Here is an 18,002-nt window from a genome sequence, read left to right as displayed (position 1 = left end):
TCAGGCCGACAGGGAAGGCAGCTCCGCCTTGCCCAGCCAGCTCTCGAACAAGTCGATGAGCGATTCTCCACTGATTCGGTCGCAGAGGCTCACGAAGTCCGCGGTGTCCACGCTCCCGCCCTTGTGCCTGGCCACCCAGGCCCGGAGCACGTCGAAGAACGCGTCCTCGCCGATCCGCAGGCGCAGCGCATGGAGGGTGAGCGCCCCGCGCTTGTAGACCCGGTCGTCGAACATCAGATCGGGGCCCGGATCACCGAGCAGGAGGTCCTGGGGGAGATCGGACAGCTTCTGGTGGTGGTGCTCGGCCCACTCCGCAGCCGTCTGTCCGCCGGACTCCTCGGACCACAGCCACTCTGCGTAGCACGCGAAGCCCTCGTGCAGCCAGATGTCCCGCCACTGGCGGAGGGTGACCGCGTTGCCGAACCACTGATGCGCAAGCTCGTGGGCGACCAGACGGATCGCGTCCCAGTCGTCCCGCGCGAAATTGCGCCCGAACGTCGACAACGACTGAGACTCCAGCGGGATCTCCAGGTCGTCGTCGGTGATCACCACGGTGTAGGACGGGAAGGGGTAGGGCCCGAACCGGTCGACGAAGAAGGCCATCATCTCCGGTTGCCGACCGAAGGACGCATCAAAACCAGCGCCGCGCAGGTCCGGCGGTATGACGACCCGCATCGGCACCTCCGCAGGCTGTTGCCTGACGACGTACCGGCCGATCTGCACCGTTGCGAGGTAGGTCGCCATCGGCGAACGCTGCTCGTAGGCCCAGGTCACCGTCGAACCACCGCGCGTGCTGGAGACAAGCTCCCCGCTGACGGCGACGTGGTACTCCTGCGGCGCCGAGACGGTGATGGAGTACGTCGCCTTGTCGTCGGGGCGGTCATTGCAGGGGAACCAGCTCGGAGCGCCGTGGGGCTGGGCGGCCACGATGGCGCCGTCCTCGAGCTCCTCCCAACCTGCCTCGCCGAGCGATGGGGACGGGACGGGGACTGGGCTGCCGGAGTACTTGACCGTGACCGTGAACTCCTCACCGGCGGCGATCGGGCTCGACAGGGTGACACGAACGGCGCCGGACCGGTGGGTGGAGCGGACGGCTCCGCCACGGCTCACCGACACCTTCGCGACTCGCAGGTGATGCAGGTCTAAGGAGAGCGCGGTGACCTCCTCGTGGGCGACGCAGGCGAGCACGGCCAGTCCATCGATCCGGTTCCCGGCGGGCCGGTAGCTCAGCGTGAGGTCATAGTGGGTGACGCCGTAGGACCCGTCGCCATGGCCCGGGACGTAGGGATCGGTGCCTCGCACTCAGTTCTCCTCCCAGGGCCCGATCGGGTTCCCCAGCCAGCGGGTCCTGCTGGGGACGGCCTCCCCACGCATCACCAAGGACGCCGGGCCCACTGTGGCATGGGGACCGATCGTCGCGGCCGGCAGGATAACGCTGTTCGGTCCCAGGGTGGCGCCGGCCTTCAGCGCCACGGTGTCCAGGCTGAGCACGCGGTCGTGGAAGAGGTGGGTCTGGACCACGCAGCCGGTGTTGACGGTGGCGCCGTCCTCGAGGACGACCAGGTCGGTTTCCGGGAGCCAGTAGGTGTCGCACCACACGCCGTGGCCGATACGAGCCCCGAGCAGCCGCAGCCACACGTTGAGCGCGACCGTTCCCTGGGTGATGGAGGCGAACCAAGGGGCGGCGATCACCTCGGTGAAGGTGTCGGCCAGCTCGTTGCGCCACACGAAGCCCGACCACAGCGGGTGCTCGCCGCGCCGATGTCGACCCACCAGCAGCCACTTCGCTGCCACGGTGACCAGCGCCGCAACCACGCCTGCAGCGAGCATCACCGGACCGCCCAACGCGAGAGCGGCCAGCGGATGGATCGCGAGCAGCGCCAAGAGAGACACCGCGACAGTCGCGCCGAGCAGGACTCCGAGCAGCATCGGCACCAGCCGGCCGGTCTCCACGAGCCCGCGCAGCGCGTGCAGCCGCTTGGACGGGTGATAGGTGCGGGTGTCCTCGGCGTCTCCCGCGTTGCGCCGCAGGCTGGTCGGCGGGCTCCCCACCCACGACACACCGGCTTTGGCCTTGGCCCGGGCAGGCACCGCGGACAGGACGGCCACCAGCGACGCCTTGGGCACCTTTCGCCCGGGAGCTGCCATCCCCGAGTTGCCGATGAAGGCGCGCTTGCCGATCTTCACCTGCTCCACGCGGATCCAACCGCCCCCGAGCTCGTAGCAGCCGATGAGAGTGTCGTCAGCGAGGAACGCATGGTCGTTGACGCGGGTGAACTTCGGGATCAGCAGCACCGTCGAGGCTTCGACGCCCTTGCCGATGTCGGCGCCCAGCAGCCGAAGCCACCACGGGGTCAGCGCGCTGGAGTAGAGCGGGAACAGCCAGGTCCGTGCCTCATCGAGGACGCGCAGCGTTCCCCAGATCCTCACGCCCTGCGCCGACCGCACCGGGTGGGGCCCCGACTGCATGCCGAGCGCGAGCAGCCGCACCAGCGTCAGCACCAGCATGCCGAGGACCAGGTAGCCGACGATCGCGGCTGCCGGGATCCATGGCAGGGCCGTCCTCACGGCTTCCCCCAGTGAGCCCGCATCGTCCACGACCGTGAACAGCACGCCGAGCCCGGCCAGCAGACCGAGCCCGGGCAGCGAAGCGACCAGCAGCGACATCACTGCGTACATGCCGAACCAGAGCGACGCCCGCGGCGGCGGTACGGCGGACCACGGACCACGTGCGTGGCGGTGGACCCGCTCGGCAGGAGCCCCGGACCAGAACTCCTCGCCGGGGATCTCTCCGGTCACCAGCGATCCGGGAGCGACCTCGGCCTCGCGGCCGACGGACGCGCCCGGCGCCAAGGTGCTGCGGGCACCGATCCGGGCACCGGCGCCGACACGCAGACGGCCCACGTGGACACGGTCGCCGTCGATCCAGAACCCGCGGAGGTCGACCTCGGGCTCCACGGCCGCGCCCTCGCCGACCTCCAGGAAGCCGGTGACCGGCGGAAGGGTGTGCAGGTCCACGCCCTTCGCGACGTCGGCCCCGAGGAGCCGCGCGTAGTAGCGGAACCACGGCGCGCCACCGAGACCGGCGGCTGCCAGCTCGTCCTGGATCCGCTCCGCCAGCCAGATCCGCAGATGCACCTTCCCACCCCGCGGGTAGGTGCCGGGCTCGAGGCCACGCAGCACTGCCCGGGCCAGGACAGCGGCCACGGTCATCCGTCCCGGCGGAAGGAGCAGCGCCGCCGCGAGGGGGAGGACCAGCCACCACGGGTAGGTCGCCAGATAGGGGAGCCACGGTTCGGCGAGGTTGCTGCCCAGCATGAGCCAGGTCGCCCAACGGGCAGCGGCCAAGGCTCGCAGCGGCACCAGGGCGAACAGTTGACCGGCCTGCGTCTTGCGTGGGATCGGCATCACCTCGCGGACGCTGCGGGACCCCGAGCCGCCGCGCTGCTCCAGCACGGCGGCCAGGGTTGCGACGGTCGGGTGCTCGTAGAGGTCACCCACGGTGATCTCGGGATACCGCTCCCGCAGCCGGCCGACCACCTGGGCCCCGGTCAGCGAGCCGCCCCCGAAGTCGAAGAAGTCGTCGGAGGGCCGGGTGACGTCAGCGCCGAGCACGTCGTGCCAGATCTCTGCTATCCAGGCATGCACGCCGTGCAGGCCCACGCTGACCCGGTCCTTGGGCAGCGGCCACGGCAGTGCGTCACGGTCGACCTTGCCCGACGTGCGCGTCGGCAGCGTCTCGAGGACGGCAAGTCGCGGCACCAGGGCCGCGGGGAGCCGATGGCGCAACAGCTCGAGCGCGACCTGGCCGTCGTACTCCTCGCCGACCGTGAGGTAGCCGACGAGGAGCCGGTTGCCCGACTTGCTCGCCCGCACCGCGGTGGCCCCACCGACCACCCCGGGCAGGCGCAGCAGCTGCTCGTCGATCTCGCCGAGCTCGATCCGCCGGCCGCCAAGCTTGATCTGGTCGTCCGCGCGCCCGAGGAAGACCAGGCCAGCGGCGTCGTTGCGGACCAGATCGCCCGACCGGTAGGCACGAGACCAACCGAGCGTCGGCATCGGGGCGTACTTCTCGGCATCCTTGGCAGGATCCAGGTAGCGCGCCAAGCCGACACCGCCGATGATCAGCTCACCCGTCTCACCCTCCGCCACCGGGACGCCGTCGGCGTCGACGACCGCAAGGTCCCACCCGTCCAGGGGCAGCCCGATCCGGACCGGGCTGGTGCCGTCGAGCAGTGCACCGCAGGCCACCACGGTGGCCTCGGTCGGACCGTAGGTGTTCCAGACCTCACGGCCGGGAGCCTGCAGGCGCTCGGCGAGCTCGGGCGGGCACGCCTCCCCGCCCAGGATGAGGAGCCGGACCCGGGCCAGGCTCTCCGGTGGCCACAACGACACCAGGGTCGGCACCGTGGACACAACGGTGATGTCGTTGGCCACCAGCCAGGGCCCGACGTCGACGCCGGAGCGGACCAGTGAGCGCGGCGCGGGCACCAGACAGGCGCCGTAGGCCCAGGCCAGCCACATCTCCTCGCAGCTCGCGTCGAACGCCACGGAGAGACCGGCCATCACCCGGTCGGATGAGCCGATCGGGTCCTGCTGGAGGAACAGCCGGGCCTCGGCATCGACAAAGGCAGCAGCGTTGCGGTGGGTGACGGCGACACCTTTCGGAGTGCCCGTGGAGCCGGAGGTGAAGATGACCCAGGCATCGTCGTCGGTCGGCGGCCTGTGGTCGGCGCCGTCCTCGCTCAGGGTTCGGCTGAGGTGGGGCGTCGTCTCGATCGCGAGGCCGTTGCCGATCACCGCCGCCACGCGCGCCTCGGCGAACACCATCCGCGCGCGCTCGTCCGGGTCGTCTGCGTCGACGGGGACGTAGGCGGCTCCGGCGTGGAGCGCGCCGAGAATCCCGACGTACAGCTCGGTGGTGCCCGACCTGATCCGCACCCCCACCTTGTCGCCGCGGACCACACCGGCCTCCGCCAGCCGGCCAGCCAGCTCCCAGGCGGCTTCAGCGAGCTCGGCGTACGTCAGCACCTCCACGCCGCTGTCCAGCGCGAGCGCCTCCGGGCAGGCCTGGGCCGCCTCAGCGAAGACGTCCAGGAGTGTTCGAGGGGCAGCCGCCCATGGGGATCTCTGCAGGTTTGGCTGGGCGCTGACCGTCACGGGCGCAGAGTTTCGGGCACCCAGATGAACAACAAGCGTCGTCGAGGCCGGCCACGCCGCCAGGGAACGTGGGTCAGGTCGCGAGTGTCAGGCGTTGCTGTACCCGGTGCGCGGCGGCGAGCAGGTAGGGGGCACGGAAGCGGTGCGCGGTGGCATTGGCCGAGCCTGATCCGTGACGACGGAGCATGTCGGCCATGCGCTCTTCGATCGGCAACGGCTCTCCTCGAAAGCCGACGGTCTGGTCGGCGTACGCGAGGGCATCGGTGACGGGGGACCGTTCATCGGGATAGGCGGCCATCTGGTCGCCCAGGTCGAGCGTTCGGGCCACGAACAGGGCACCGGAGTGGTGAGCGACCAGGCCGCAGAGCCGGCTCGGCCACCCCTCCCCGTCGAGATACCTGGCACCGTCCAGTGGGTGGAACCCGGTGTCGACGATCAGCGGCGCATATCCCACGTCGTGCAGCCAGGCCGCAGCGCAGAGAATCTCGCAGTCCGCTGGATTCACGGCACCGGTCAGCTCCCTTGCGCGTTCGGCCACCGCGATCGTGTGCCGCCAACGATCCGGCAGGCCGACCAGAAGCCGGGCAGAAAGCGCCCTGGCCTGGCCGACGATGTCGTCGGCCAAGGCGAGCTCAGCACCCTCATCGGTGCGCATCGGCGCCATCCCGGACGATGATAGAACTTTCAACCGAACGACGCCACGCTTGCCGACCGACAGCCGGGTCGCCTACACCCTGTGGGACAGCGAGGGGACGCCGTCGGTCTGGGCCACGCTCGCCGACGGCACCGGCACGCCCGAGCTGGTCGTCGACAACGCGGAATCACCCGCGGCGCTCTGACCCACCGCGGTTACCGCCGCCCGACGGTCAGTCCACCGAGCGGGGCTCCCAGCTGAAGACGTCGCGCGTGCGCGGGTCAACGGTCACGGCCAGCCACTGGGTCGCAGTATCCCCGAAGGTCTCCAGACGCGTCAGGTTCGGCACGCCGGCGTACTCCCGCTCCACCTCGTAGAGGTGCTCGTCACCGTGCACCAGCAGCACTGGGCGGCCAAGGTCGCGCGACTGCTCGACGATGCGCGCCCGTTCCACCGTGAACCCGGGACTCTCCACCGGCTCGGCCTGCATCATCAGCACGACTCCGGCAGCGTCGACGGCGCGCGCCTGCTCGAACGCAGCGTCGATCCACGCCAGGTTCGCGGCCTGTCGTGCCTCGAACTCGGCAATCCGCTCGGCGGGGCGATCGCCGCCGGGAAGCTGGCTCCACGGCGCCAGGTCGTTCTCGCTCCCCACGACGTGCACGGTGGCGAAGACGACGCCGCTTCGTACGAATCGCACGTTCTCGACGTAGTCCGCGTGCTCCGGCTGGGCGACCGGCTGGGCCGTCATGGTCATCGTGCGGCTTCCCAGGGACCGGCCGACCTCGGGATAGAACAGCTCACGGAAAGCGGCCAGTCGCTCAGTCGGCAGGTAGCCGCCGGCGGCGGTGCGGTGGCAATCGGTCCACTCGTTGTCCCCCGGGGTGATGACGAACGGGTCCGCGAACGTGTTGAAGAGCGAGGCCAGGTCCGCGAACCGTGCGTCGTCGCAAGTGGAGGAGCCGCTCTTGACGTCGCCCGCGTGCAGAACCATCCGTACCTTCGGGTCGAGGTTGACCTGCTTCACCAGGGCGGGAAGCTGGACCCTTTGCGCGTCGCCGTACGGCGTGTCACCGATGAGGGCGAAGGTCGTCGGGCCGGGGCCGGCCGGCCCGCCGGGTGCCGCAGTTGCCCCTCCGGGTGCGACCGCGAACGCGGGAAGGGCGAACAGGGCGACGACTGCGGATATCGAGAGGCGGTTCACGCGGTACTCCTGGTCTCGGCGACGGCTGGGGATGACGCGAGGCTTGCCGGACCCGGTGAACTCGTGGTGTCGCATCGGCCAAGGCTCGTCGACAACAGTGCGGCACCCGTTGTGGCCGGGGTGCGGCGCACGGGAGCCTTCTCGCGATCGGCGCAGAGCAAGCGCCCGCGCTGCGGTTCCCGACCTCCTTAAGGACCTTCGATGACCGACACGACCTCCTCCACCCCCACCAGCTCGACGGCAGGTTCCAGCCTTGGCCGCCGCTCCTTCCTGCGTGGCACGGGCGTCGCGGCGCTCGGCGCTGCGGCCGGCAGCATCCCGTTCCAGGCCCTCACGGCGAGGACCGCCGCGGCGGAAACCGTCAAGTTCGACTTCGGCGCCGGGTACGGGCCGCTGGCGCCGGTGAAGGATCAGGCAACCGGCCTGACGCTGCTGCAGCTGCCGCGTGGGTTCGAGTACCTCTCCTACGGCTGGACCAACGACCCGATGAGCGACGGCGTACCCACCCCCGACGCACACGACGGCATGGGCGCTTTCCGGTACGGCGACCGGGTCCACATCGTGCGCAACCACGAGCGCAGCGCTGCTCCGGCGTTCACCGACCCGGCGTACAACCCGGCGGCTGGCGGCGGCACCAGCACGATGGTGTTCGACCCGGAGGCCGGGCAGTTCCTGGAGTCCTACGGAAGCCTCGGCGGCACGATGCGCAACTGCGCGGGCGGACCGACCCCGTGGGGCACCTGGCTCACCTGCGAAGAGACATTCGGGCTGACGGCCGGACTGCGCCACGGCTACGTCTTCGAGGTCGCGTCGGAGGGCAAGGGCAACCCGGTTCCTTACAAGGCCATGGGGCGGTTCAACCACGAGGCGGCGGCGATCGATCCGGCGACCGGAATCGTTTACGAGACCGAGGACCGCGGCGACGCCTGCCTCTACCGCTTCGTGCCCACGGTGCCTGGTGACCTGGCCCAGGGTGGCCGCCTGGAGGCGATGAGGATCGGCGAGACCACGCTCGACACCCGTCCTCACGGAGCGATGTCGTACGGCAAGGTCAGCTGGGTGCCGGTCGACGAGCCCGACCCCGCCGACGACACGGTGCGCTACCAGGCCCAGGCCAACGGCGCCGCGGTCTTCGGCCGCCTCGAGGGCGCCTGGTACGGCAACGACCGGATCTACGTGCTCACCACCAACGGCGGCCCGGCCGGCGAGGGCCAGGTCTTCGAGCTCGACCCGGCCACCGACGAGCTCCAGGTGCTGTTCGCCTCACCCAGCGCAGAGGTGCTCAACGCACCGGACAACATGTGCGTCAGCCCCCGCGGCGGCCTCGTCCTCTGCGAGGACGGCGGCGGCATGGAGTACGTCCACGGCCTGACCACCGACGGGGAGATCTTCCGCTTCGCCGCCAACATCGCCGACCTCCGCGGCGGTACTGCGGGCAAGAACGTCGCGCCGCGGGACTACCGCGGCTCCGAGTGGGCGGGGGCTGTGTTCGAACCGACCAACGGCAGCTGGCTCTTCGTGAACCTTCAAAGCCCGGGAATCACGCTCGCTATCACCGGACCGTGGCGGACGGGAGCCCTCTGACGCGCCGATAGTGGCCGCGCCGAGCGCTCGCTGACGCCGGTGAGCCTGCGGGTCTGAACCGGGACGCAATCACCCTTTTGCGGAGACGGCCACGAGTTCATCGAGCAGCTCCAGGACCCGTCGTTCGATCTCGTCGCGCACGGGCCGGACGTCTTCGACGCTCTTGCCGGCGGGGTCGTCGAGCTCCCAGTCCTCGTATCGCTTGCCGGGGTAGTAGGGGCAGGCGTCGCCGCAGCCCATCGTGACCACCACGTCCGCGGCGCTGACGATCTCTTCGGTCCAGGGCTTGGGGTACTCCTCGGTGATGTCGATGCCGCGCTCGGCCATCGCCTCGATCGCGGAGGGATTGATCTGGGTGCCTGGCTCCGAGCCGCCGGACCACGCGACCGCCCGGTCCCGAGCGTGGTGGTTGAAGAAGCCGAGTGCCATCTGGGACCGGCCGGCGTTGTGGACGCACAGGAACAGGACGATCGGCTTGCCGTCACTACCATGGCCCTCCACCCTGGCGAGGGCCTGGAGTCGCTGCTTGGCGAACCGCTCGGCCAGGAGCGGCAGGAAGTTGGTGAGCGTTGCGCGGTCGGCGAACTCGTCGTAGGACGAGACGAGGAACCGCTCGATCGTCTCCTTGTTGAACGTCCCGCTGAAGTGTTCCGCAAGCCGCTGCGCGGCGCCCTTGAGCGCGACCTGTTGGTCGAGGCTGATCTCGTGCTGCTCGGTGCTCATCGGTGAGCCCCTTCCGGATGAGGTGGAGGTTGGTCAGGCTGTTCGGAGGTGTGGCTCGAGAGCCGCGACCCGTTCTGCGAGTTCGTCGAAGGCCGCATCGAACGCCGCCTCGGTGCCCGGAGCGACCGGGTCGGGCACCGACCAGTGCAGGCCGGCGACGCCACTGAGCTCCTCGTGCGCGCGATCGCACACGGTGACGATGAGGTCGCCGTCCGCGAGCACCTCTTCGGCTGCGCGCGGTCGACGACGAGGGAGCGGAAGCGCACGCCGGCCGGCCACCGCGACCGCACCCGGGTGGATCACCGCCGCTGGGTGTGTGCCTGCGCTCGCTGCGGGGATCGCGCTGGTCCGGCGCCACAGCGCTGCGGCGAGGTGTGAACGGGCGCTGTTCGCCGTACACACGAAGACCACGCGGTCGGGTACGGCGAGCGGCCGCGGGTCGAGGGACTCGAGCACGGCAGGGACCAGGCGCAGGTAGCTGCGCCGTCGATCGCCCTCGGACGTGCGCCGAGTGATGAGACCTACGCCCTCCAGGGCCCGCAGGTGGTGGGCGAGCAGGTTCGACGCGACGCCGACGCGCGCGCCGATCTCGGAGGCCGACAAGTCGCTGACCGAGATCAAGTCGACAATCCGGAGCCGCGTGGTGTCGGCGAGCGCAGCGTGTACCGCTGCACGATGCTCGACCGACCCCATTGCCTCAGTGTCCATTGAGGCAAGTTTGACTGAGTGATTCTGCGTCGTCAAGATGACGCCCGTGAGCAACACCTGTCCGGCGGGATGCCACAACGACATCCTCGACCTGACAGGCGCCGTTCATCCCGAGGTCACCGATCTCCGATGAGGTGGCGCACGTGAACAAGCCCGGGATCCTCATCGCCGCCGCGCTCATGCCGATCGCTCTCGTCTCGACCGCTCGAGCGGCCGCGCCGACCAGCCCCGACCCTTCCGACGCCACGCTCGTCGGCTGGTCGATGCTGCCGACCCAGACCTACGTCCCCGGCAGCGCGTCCAGCGGCCACTGGACGACGGGCAACGCTGCCGTGCCGGCTCCGTACCCGGGTCAACCGGTCCAGGGCTTCTCCGGCACCCACGCACTCGCCGACGGCAGCTACCTCGTGATGAGCGACAACGGCTTCGGGGCGAAGGCCAACAGCGCCGACTTCGAACTCGCGGTGCACCGGGTCCGGCCAGCCGGGGAGACCGGCGTTACGTCGTACGAGGGCCTCGCCTTCAACCTCAGCGACCCCGATCGCCACATCCCATGGCCAATCTGGCGGGACGGCGGTTGTACGTCGGCCGCTTCGCTGCCGGCGGGCTACGCGTGCCCGTCGCGCGACCGGATCCTGACCGGCTGGGACTTCGACCCGGAGTCGATGCAGATTGCGGCGGACGGGACGTTCTGGTTCGGCGAGGAGTTCGGGCCCTACCTGCTCCACACCAACGACCAAGGCGAGCTGCTCCAGCCGCCCGTCCCCACGCCGGGTGTGATGTCGCCGTCCAACCCCACGCTCGGCGGCGCGACCCCGAACCTGGCCAACAGCAAGGGCTACGAAGGCCTGGCGATCGCGCCCAACGGTCGGGTCCTGCACCCGATGCTGGAGGGATCAACCGCGGAGGACAAGGCCGCCGGACTAGACGCAGACCTGAGGATCTACACCGTGGTGAGCGGAGTATTCGAGAACGGCTTCCTGCGGTACCGCATGGAGTCCGCAGCGAACGCGCTCGGAGACTTCATCATGATCAACGGCCACCAGGCGCTGGTGATCGAGCGGGACAACCTGCAGGGCTCGACAGCGGCGTTCAAGCGGATCTACCTGGTGGACCTGTCCGACGAAGACGGCGACGGCTACGTCGAGAAGACTCTGCTGGTGGACCTGATGAATGTGCGCAACCCGGACCGACTCGGCGGCTTCGGTGAGGTCTTCACCTTCCCCTACGTCACCATCGAGGACGTCGAGATCGTCGACGCGCAGACCATCGCGGTCATGAACGACAACAACTTCCCGGCCGTCGGTGGCCGCGGTGCCGACGTACCGGACGTCAACGAGTACCTCGAGATCCGGCTCGCCGCGCCGCTCAAGGTAGACCGGCGCCTGCTGCCGAGCGGCTGATGCTCGCACACCGGACCGCAACGTCCCAAAGCCTGCCACAGAACCCCGCCCGACCTCATCGAGATCGGGCGGGGTTCGTCGTATCAGGGCCGTTTCAGGGCGTCGGCACCGGCTCGCGCGTGAGCGTGACCGTGCGGGTGTCGAAGCCGTCCCAGTAGGTGATGCGGGTGGCGTCGACCGCCCACCCGGTGCTCGTGCCGGCCAGGACCGGCCCACCCGAACCGCGGAGGACGACGCCGCGCTGCTGGGTCGGTCGGTTGCGCACGGGGTCGTCGAAGGTGACGCACACGCTGGGCCCGGCATCGCGGACCAGGTCGGCGACCTGGTCAGGGAGGGTCGCGGTCGTGCCGTCCCAGGCGATCGGAAGGGCGAGCGGTCCCTGCGGCGTGACCAGGCCGAGCACGCCGTACGGGGTCGCCGGCAGGTGCGCGAGCGCCTCCGGGAGCGCCGACGTCACCGCCGGGCTGACCTCCGCGTCTTCGACGTGCGCCGGCCGGTCGACGACCACCGACGCCGTCGGCCGCAGCCGCACGAGTACGACGTCCTGCGGCAGCGCCCGGCTCGGGCGCACCACTGAGTCACCGAGGAATCCCGCGACCTGGCGCGGGTTCCGCTTCGCCCAGGACACCAGCGCCGCCGGTGCGTGCGCGAGCTCCGCCACCCGCGCGAGTGCCGCGCGCGGGTCCGACAGCGAGAAGAGCTGCGCCTCGCCGGCCGCCACGACGGAGCTGTCGTCGCCGCTGACCACCCAGCCGGCCGCCGGCCGCCGAGCGAGCACCCGCGCCTTGAGCGCCTGACGGTTGGTCACGAACCACAGGTCCTCCCCGAGGGCGCCGTACAGCACCGGGGTGACGAGTGGCCCGGTCCCGACGTCGATGGCGACGTACGCCAGCCGTCCTCGGGACAGGATGCGGGAGGCGTCAGAGCGGGCGCGGGTCATGCAGAGGCAACAGGGCCGGTCGGGCGTGTCGTTCCCGCCACCGAGGTGCGTTGGGTCACGCCCCGTCGGCGCGCTCCTCCAGGTGACCGGCCCGCCACAGCGCCAGGCTGGAGCGCAGCGCCAGCAGCAGGGTCAGGGACTCGGGGGAGTCGCTGGGGCGAGTGGTCCCCACCGAAACCCGGTAGCGCTCGGGGGAGTGGCGGGTGGAGGCTTCGCTCCATGACGACCGGTGGCCGCGCGTGGACGAGCGCCGTCTGGAAGACCGCGGAGTTCCGGGAGGAGCTCCGTGAGTTCGTCGTCTCCGCGGTCGGCGAGCCCACGGTGTTCGAACCGGTGAAGATCCGGCCGTGGTCCACCGTGTGGCGGGCCGAGGCGGACGGCCGGATCTACTTCGCGAAGCAGAACTGCCCGGGCCAGGCGCACGAGGCCCGGCTCGTGTCGGCACTGGCGCAGATCGCACCGGACTACGTCGTACCCGTGGTGGCTGCCGATGCCGGCCGCGACCTGCTGCTCACCGCCGACCTGGGGCACACGCTGTCCGAGCGCGGTGTCGACCAGGACGTCGACCTCTGGTCCCGGATCGTCCGCGATGCCGCGCAGCTGCAGCGCGCCGTGGTGCCGCGTTCGGAGGACCTCGGGCTGACCCAGATGCTGCCGGAGTGCGCGACGACGTACGTCGGCGACGCGATCGGGCGCCTCGGGGCGCTGCCGGCGGGCGACCCGCGTCGGGTGCCCGAGGAGGTCGTCGGACGGCTCCGGGCGTTGCTCCCGGCCATCGAGCGCTGGTCGGACCAGGTGGCCGAGCTGGACCTCCCGCTGACCCTCAACCACAACGACCTGCACACGGCCAACGTGGTGGCGACCAACGGGCCCGAGATCCCGCTGCGCTTCTTCGACTTCGGCGACGCCGTCATCGCCGAGCCGCTCGGCGCGTTGCTCATCCCGCTCAACGCGAGCGCGCACGAGTTCGGCGCCGGTCCGGACGACCTGCGGCTCCGGCGGATCGCCGACGCGGCGCTCGAGGTGTGGTCCGACCTGGTGCCGGCGCGCGCGCTGCGGGCGGCTCTCCCGGCCGCGCTCCAGCTCGGCCGGCTGGCGCGGATCGAGTCGTGGCGGCGGTGCGTCATGACGATGACACCCGTCGAGAGGTCGGAGTACGGCTCGGCTCCAGCGGACTGGCTGGGTACCCTCGTGGCTGATCCGCCGGTGGGACACCTGCCACCGATGTGACGTCACGGGCTCGGCGTGGCGATACTGGGTCGGAATTCGGTGGGGATCGGGTCGCGGAGGGCGTGGGGGCTCTCCCGCGTCTGTTGCGAGAGGTACGGATGGCCGGTACGGCGAGCCCCGGGCGCCCGGGCGGCGCTCGACGCGCGTCCCGGTCTGTCCGGCAGACGCGAGGCGACCGTCGCCGGCAGCGCGCCGCCAGCGCGTACGGCGGCAAGCGCGCCCTTCGACCTGACAACAACCCGGTCGTTCGCGCCCCCGTCGAGCGCGCCCCGGAGCGCGTCCCGGAGCGCGTCCCGGAGCCCGTCCCGGTCGAGCGCGGGGCCGCCGGTGAGCGCGCGCGTGGTGGGCGACGCGCACTGCGGCCGGCGGAGCGTCGTACCAAGGGACTGCCGGGCACGCTCGGAATCACGTTCGTCACCGCCGTGGTCCCGGGCATCGGCTACCTCTATGCACGACGGCGGCTCGCCGGCTGGGTCGTCCTGCTCGGCTGGGCGGCGATCTTCGGCGGGGTGATCTGGTACTTCGGCCGTGACCTGGACCTGGCCACAGCCCGCACCCGCGCGGTGGACCTGGCCTTCGACGCCAACCTGCCCCGGATCGTTGCGGTCGTGGTGGTGTTGCTACTGATCTGGCTCGCTGTCGTGTGGACGTCGTACCGACTGGTGCGACCCCGCGACCGCCCGCGCTGGCACACCGCCGTCGGCAACGTCGCGGTCGTCGTGATCTGCCTGGTGGTGGCAGCGCCGGTGCTGCGAGGTGCGCAGTACGCGCTGGCGACCGCCGACTTCGTCGACAACGTCTTCGACGACAACGAGGTGGCGACGACGCCCGACGACGTGACGGCGGAGGACCCGTTCGGCGGCCGCGAGCGGGTCAACGTGCTGCTCCTCGGCGGCGACGGCAGCGAGGGCCGCGACGGCGTCCGGACGGACAGCATGATCCTGCTCAGCATGGACACCGAGACCGGCAAGTCGGTCACGTTCAGCCTGCCGCGCAACATGGCCAACGCCCAGTTCCCCGAGGGCAGCCCGCTGCAGGAGCTCTACCCCTACGGCTTCTCCGACGGCGACCCCGCCAACGGCGAGTACATGCTCAACGCGATCTATCGCAACATCCCCGCGCTGCACCCGGGTGTCCTCGGCAAGAGCCACAACGAGGGCGCGGACGCGATCAAGCAGGCCGTGGAGGGCTCCCTCGGGATCCCGGTCGAGTACTACGTGCTCGTCAACCTCGAGGGGTTCAAGGAGATCGTCGACGCCATGGACGGCGTGACGGTCAACATCAACGAGCCGATCGCGATCGGTGGCGACACCTCCGCGGGGATCCCGCCGGACGACTACCTCGCTCCGGGCCCGGACCAGCACCTCGACGGCTTCCACGCGCTGTGGTTCGCCCGCGGGCGCTGGGGCTCCGACGACTACGAGCGGATGGAGCGGCAGCGCTGCATGGTCGACGCGATCGTCGAGGCCGCCGACCCCGCGACGCTGCTCGTGCAGTACCTCGACCTGCTCAAGGCCGGCGAGGAGATCGTCTACACCGACATCCCTCGCGAGCTGGCGTCGGCGTTCGTCGACCTGGCCCTCAAGGTCAAGGACGCCAAGGTGAAGTCGGTGGTGTTCCGCTCGTCGGAGGAGTTCAGCTCGGCCGACCCCGACTTCGAGTGGATGCACGACATCGTCGAGCGTTCTCTCGACCCGCCGCCCAAGAAGCACGGCTCGGGTGAGCGGGACCCGGCTGACGATCCCGAGGACGCCTGCTCCTACCAGCCGACCGGCGAGACGGTCGAGGACGCGATCGCCGCCGACGGCTACTGACGTCGGCCCGGCGCGTTCGTAGCCCCCGTCGCCGGTCGCGCGCCAAGATGGCCGACGTGACGACCAACGAGGAAGCCCACCGGATCGCGCGCGAGAAGGGGGTCAGCGGACCGCTGTACCTGATCGTGAAGTACACCGCCGCCCTGATCTTCCGGATCGTCTGCGGCTTCACCGCGACCGGCACGAAGAACGTCCCGAAGAAGGGCCCGGTCGTCATCGTGCCCAACCACAAGAGCTTCTGGGACCCGTTCTTCGTCGCCATCGTGCTCCGCCGCCCCGTTCACTTCATGGGCAAGGCCGAGCACTTCGACGGTCCGATGGCACCGATCTTCCTGCGGCTGGGCGCATTCCCGGTCCGGCGCGGCGAGTCCGACGCCGAGGCACTGGAGACCGCCCGCGCGATCCTCGCCCGTGGTGACGCACTGGCGCTCTTCCCCGAGGGCACCCGGGTCCGCGAGGAGGGCCTTGGTACGCCGAAGCGGGGTGCTGCCCGGCTGGCGATCGAGGCCGGAGCGCCGCTCGTGCCCGCCACCATCACGGGGACCGAGAAGCGGCGTTGGCCGCTGCCGCGCAAGGTCCGGATGGTCTTCGGGACCCCGGTCTCGGTCGAGGGGCTCGAGGCGACGCCGGAGGACGCGGCCGCGGCGATCGGAGAGGCCTGGCCCCAGGTCGCCGAGGAGTACCACCGCTGGCAGAACCGGGCCGGGCTGGTCGCCGCCGGCGCGGCCGCGCTGGGCCTGGGTGCCTGGGTCGTCAAGAAGAGGCTCGACAGGTAGAAAGCGTGACGAGGGACCCCAGCCGGTCCGCTAGCGCCATCGCGTCGTACGGCGCGTGGCCGCGCGCGTCGTTGTCGAAGTACACGAACACGTCGGCGGAGCCGACCCAGTCCCGGCACCGGTCGGCCCACTTGTCGAGCGAGGCCGGTGCGTAGCCGCTGCGGTAGAGCTCGGTGTGGCCGTGCAGTCGCACGTAGACCACGTCGGTGGTCACCACGTCTGCCTGCGGCCAGCGGCCGGCGGCGTCGGCGATGACACAACCGATGCCGTGCTCCCGCATCTGGTCGAACGCCTGGTCGGTGCAGAAGCTGCGGTGCCGGAACTCCAGCACGTGCCGCAGCCGCCGGTCGGCATCGATGTCGGTCCACACCCGGTCGCCGGACAGCCGGTCGTCGTGACGCTCGGCGAGGTCCGCTGCCTCGCCGGTGGTGTCGGGGAGGAGTCGGTAGAACCGGTCGAGCACGGCTTCGTCGTACTGCACGGACTCGGGGAGCTGCCACAGGACCGGTCCCAGCTTGTCGCCGAGGGCGAGGACGCCGGAGGCGAAGAAGTTCGCCAGCGGCGCCTCGATGTCGCGGAGCCGCTTCATGTGCGTGATGAACCGGCCGCCCTTGACGGCGAACAGGAAGGCCGGGGGAGTGGCGTCGCGCCAGGAGAGGTACGACGACGGCCGCTGCAGCGAGTAGAACGACCCGTTGATCTCGACCGAGCCCATCCGCTCGGCGGCGTAGGTCAGCTCCTGCCGCTGCGGCAGCCCACGCGGGTAGAAGTCGCCCCGCCAGCCGGCGTACGACCACCCGGAGATGCCGACGCGGATCTCACCACCCATGCCGGGGCGGTACCCGTGGGTTGCGGCCCTCAGTCAGTCCTCGTCGGTTCCGCCCCAGACGAGGGAGTAGACCTCGAACGACGCGGCGTACGTCGTACCCATCCGGGAGCCGCCCTGGCGCAGGATCCCCTCCAGGAAGTCCTGCGCGCTCCAGCCCTCCCAGCCGAGGCCCTTGATGTAGGCCTCGTGCGCCTCGAGGGACTGGACGCCGACGTCGAAGGTGTCGGTGACGTCGACGCCGTGACGGGACTCCGGTGACCCGGCTGCCCACACCGCGCGGACGCCACCCCACGGCTTGAGCCCGTCGGGTTCGTCGGAGAGCTGCTCGGGGAAGATCCAGCGGTTGCCGGCGTCGCGTGCACCGTCGAGCACGGCCCGTCCGACGACGATGTGGTCGGCCTGGTTGAGCGCGCCCGGCCCGAACATCTCGCGGAAGTTGATGGTGATCACGATCTCGGGCTGGTGCTGCCGCACGGCCTTCGCCACCTTGGCGCGCAGCTCGAGTCCGTAGGTCAGGACTCCGTCGGGGAACCCGAGGAACTCCACCTTGTCGACGCCGACGATCTGCGCGGACTCGATCTCCTCGGCCTCACGGAGTGCCCGGCACTCCTCGGGGTGCAGGCCGTCGATACCGGCCTCGCCACTCGTCACCATGACGTAGTTGATCTTCTTGCCCTGACCGGTCCAGCGCGCGATCGCGCCGGCTGCGCCGTACTCGACGTCGTCGGGATGGGCCACGATCACCAGGGCCCGCTCCCAGTTCTCGGGGAGCGGCTTCAACGGGGGAGGCATCTCGTCCATGCGCCGAGCATGGCACGCCTGCTATCGAAGGCCGGCGGAATTGTCGGGGTAGTAGATCTCGCCGAGGAGGTCTCCGGGGCCTTGGAGGGGTTGGAATCTTCGGGTGCCGGTGGTGGTGACGAGGCGGCCGAGGCCGTGGGGTGTGGTCCACCGGTAGGTGCCGAGGCCGAGCTGGCGTAGCTGGTAGCCCTGGTGG

The 18,002-nt window shown here is 70.5% G+C and carries 15 protein-coding genes; 6 read left to right on the top strand and 9 right to left on the bottom strand.

Features of this window, described 5'->3' with window-relative positions:
• From D0Z08_RS29760 to D0Z08_RS29750, 3 genes are all read right to left on the bottom strand, one after another.
• Window positions 1-1,302: a M1 family metallopeptidase gene (locus D0Z08_RS29760; protein ID WP_118928914.1), complete on the bottom strand. Its 1,302-nt coding sequence runs from the start codon at window positions 1,300-1,302 to the stop codon at window positions 1-3.
• The gene (locus D0Z08_RS29755; RefSeq protein WP_118928913.1) at window positions 1,303-5,160 is read right to left on the bottom strand and encodes a Pls/PosA family non-ribosomal peptide synthetase; all 3,858 of its coding nucleotides are present in this window, start codon (window positions 5,158-5,160) and stop codon (window positions 1,303-1,305) included.
• Window positions 5,161-5,233: 73 nt separating this feature from the next.
• Window positions 5,234-5,824 carry an HD domain-containing protein gene (locus tag D0Z08_RS29750; protein WP_220454450.1) on the bottom strand — a complete coding sequence of 197 codons (591 nt, stop codon included), beginning with the start codon at window positions 5,822-5,824 and terminating at the stop codon, window positions 5,234-5,236.
• A 40-nt stretch (window positions 5,825-5,864) separates the two neighbouring features.
• On the opposite strand from D0Z08_RS29750, the gene D0Z08_RS33545 reads away from it, so the two are divergent.
• Window positions 5,865-5,999 carry a hypothetical protein gene (locus D0Z08_RS33545; RefSeq protein WP_281271797.1) on the top strand — a complete coding sequence of 45 codons (135 nt, stop codon included), beginning with the start codon at window positions 5,865-5,867 and terminating at the stop codon, window positions 5,997-5,999.
• A 27-nt stretch (window positions 6,000-6,026) separates the two neighbouring features.
• Here D0Z08_RS33545 and D0Z08_RS29745 read toward each other — a convergent pair whose 3' ends face one another.
• Window positions 6,027-7,073, bottom strand: coding sequence for a metallophosphoesterase (locus D0Z08_RS29745; RefSeq protein WP_118928912.1), 1,047 nt, complete (start codon window positions 7,071-7,073; stop codon window positions 6,027-6,029).
• Window positions 7,074-7,199: 126 nt separating this feature from the next.
• Here D0Z08_RS29745 and D0Z08_RS29740 point away from each other — a divergent pair, with 126 nt between their 5' ends.
• Complete coding sequence (locus tag D0Z08_RS29740; RefSeq protein WP_118928911.1) at window positions 7,200-8,582, top strand: alkaline phosphatase PhoX; 1,383 nt, start codon at window positions 7,200-7,202, stop codon at window positions 8,580-8,582.
• A gap of 69 nt (window positions 8,583-8,651) precedes the next feature.
• Here D0Z08_RS29740 and D0Z08_RS29735 read toward each other — a convergent pair whose 3' ends face one another.
• Window positions 8,652-9,305 carry an arsenate reductase ArsC gene (locus D0Z08_RS29735; RefSeq protein WP_118928910.1) on the bottom strand — a complete coding sequence of 218 codons (654 nt, stop codon included), beginning with the start codon at window positions 9,303-9,305 and terminating at the stop codon, window positions 8,652-8,654.
• A gap of 33 nt (window positions 9,306-9,338) precedes the next feature.
• Window positions 9,339-10,013 (bottom strand): arsenate reductase/protein-tyrosine-phosphatase family protein, encoded by a 675-nt coding sequence (locus tag D0Z08_RS29730; protein ID WP_118928909.1) that lies wholly within the window; start codon window positions 10,011-10,013, stop codon window positions 9,339-9,341.
• 143 nt (window positions 10,014-10,156) lie between these two features.
• On the opposite strand from D0Z08_RS29730, the gene D0Z08_RS29725 reads away from it, so the two are divergent.
• Window positions 10,157-11,416, top strand: a complete 1,260-nt coding sequence (locus D0Z08_RS29725) for an esterase-like activity of phytase family protein (protein ID WP_220454449.1) — start codon at window positions 10,157-10,159, stop codon at window positions 11,414-11,416.
• A 94-nt stretch (window positions 11,417-11,510) separates the two neighbouring features.
• Here D0Z08_RS29725 and D0Z08_RS29720 read toward each other — a convergent pair whose 3' ends face one another.
• Window positions 11,511-12,356 carry a pyridoxamine 5'-phosphate oxidase family protein gene (locus D0Z08_RS29720; RefSeq protein ID WP_118928908.1) on the bottom strand — a complete coding sequence of 282 codons (846 nt, stop codon included), beginning with the start codon at window positions 12,354-12,356 and terminating at the stop codon, window positions 11,511-11,513.
• A gap of 219 nt (window positions 12,357-12,575) precedes the next feature.
• Between D0Z08_RS29720 and D0Z08_RS29715 the strand changes: the two genes are divergently transcribed.
• From D0Z08_RS29715 to D0Z08_RS29705, 3 genes are all read left to right on the top strand, one after another.
• Entirely contained in the window at window positions 12,576-13,586 is a 1,011-nt protein-coding gene (locus D0Z08_RS29715; protein ID WP_118928907.1) for a phosphotransferase, read from the top strand.
• Between the two features lie 98 nt (window positions 13,587-13,684).
• Window positions 13,685-15,400, top strand: a complete 1,716-nt coding sequence (locus tag D0Z08_RS29710; protein ID WP_118928906.1) for an LCP family protein — start codon at window positions 13,685-13,687, stop codon at window positions 15,398-15,400.
• Window positions 15,401-15,456: 56 nt separating this feature from the next.
• Window positions 15,457-16,176: a lysophospholipid acyltransferase family protein gene (locus tag D0Z08_RS29705; RefSeq protein ID WP_182481579.1), complete on the top strand. Its 720-nt coding sequence runs from the start codon at window positions 15,457-15,459 to the stop codon at window positions 16,174-16,176.
• On the opposite strand, the gene D0Z08_RS29700 is transcribed toward D0Z08_RS29705, so the two are convergent.
• Window positions 16,154-17,005 (bottom strand): DUF72 domain-containing protein, encoded by an 852-nt coding sequence (locus D0Z08_RS29700; RefSeq protein ID WP_118928904.1) that lies wholly within the window; start codon window positions 17,003-17,005, stop codon window positions 16,154-16,156. The genes D0Z08_RS29705 and D0Z08_RS29700 overlap by 23 nt on opposite strands.
• Window positions 17,006-17,038: 33 nt before the next feature.
• The gene (locus tag D0Z08_RS29695) at window positions 17,039-17,806 is read right to left on the bottom strand and encodes a PIG-L deacetylase family protein (RefSeq protein ID WP_118928903.1); all 768 of its coding nucleotides are present in this window, start codon (window positions 17,804-17,806) and stop codon (window positions 17,039-17,041) included.
• Between the last annotated feature and the right edge of the window lie 196 nt (window positions 17,807-18,002).

The sequence above is a fragment of the Nocardioides immobilis genome (assembly GCF_003515065.1).
GTDB classification, from domain to species: Bacteria; Actinomycetota; Actinomycetes; order Propionibacteriales; family Nocardioidaceae; genus Nocardioides; species Nocardioides immobilis.
Note: the sequence above shows the minus strand (reverse complement) of the source record. Positions and strands in the feature narration are given on the sequence as shown.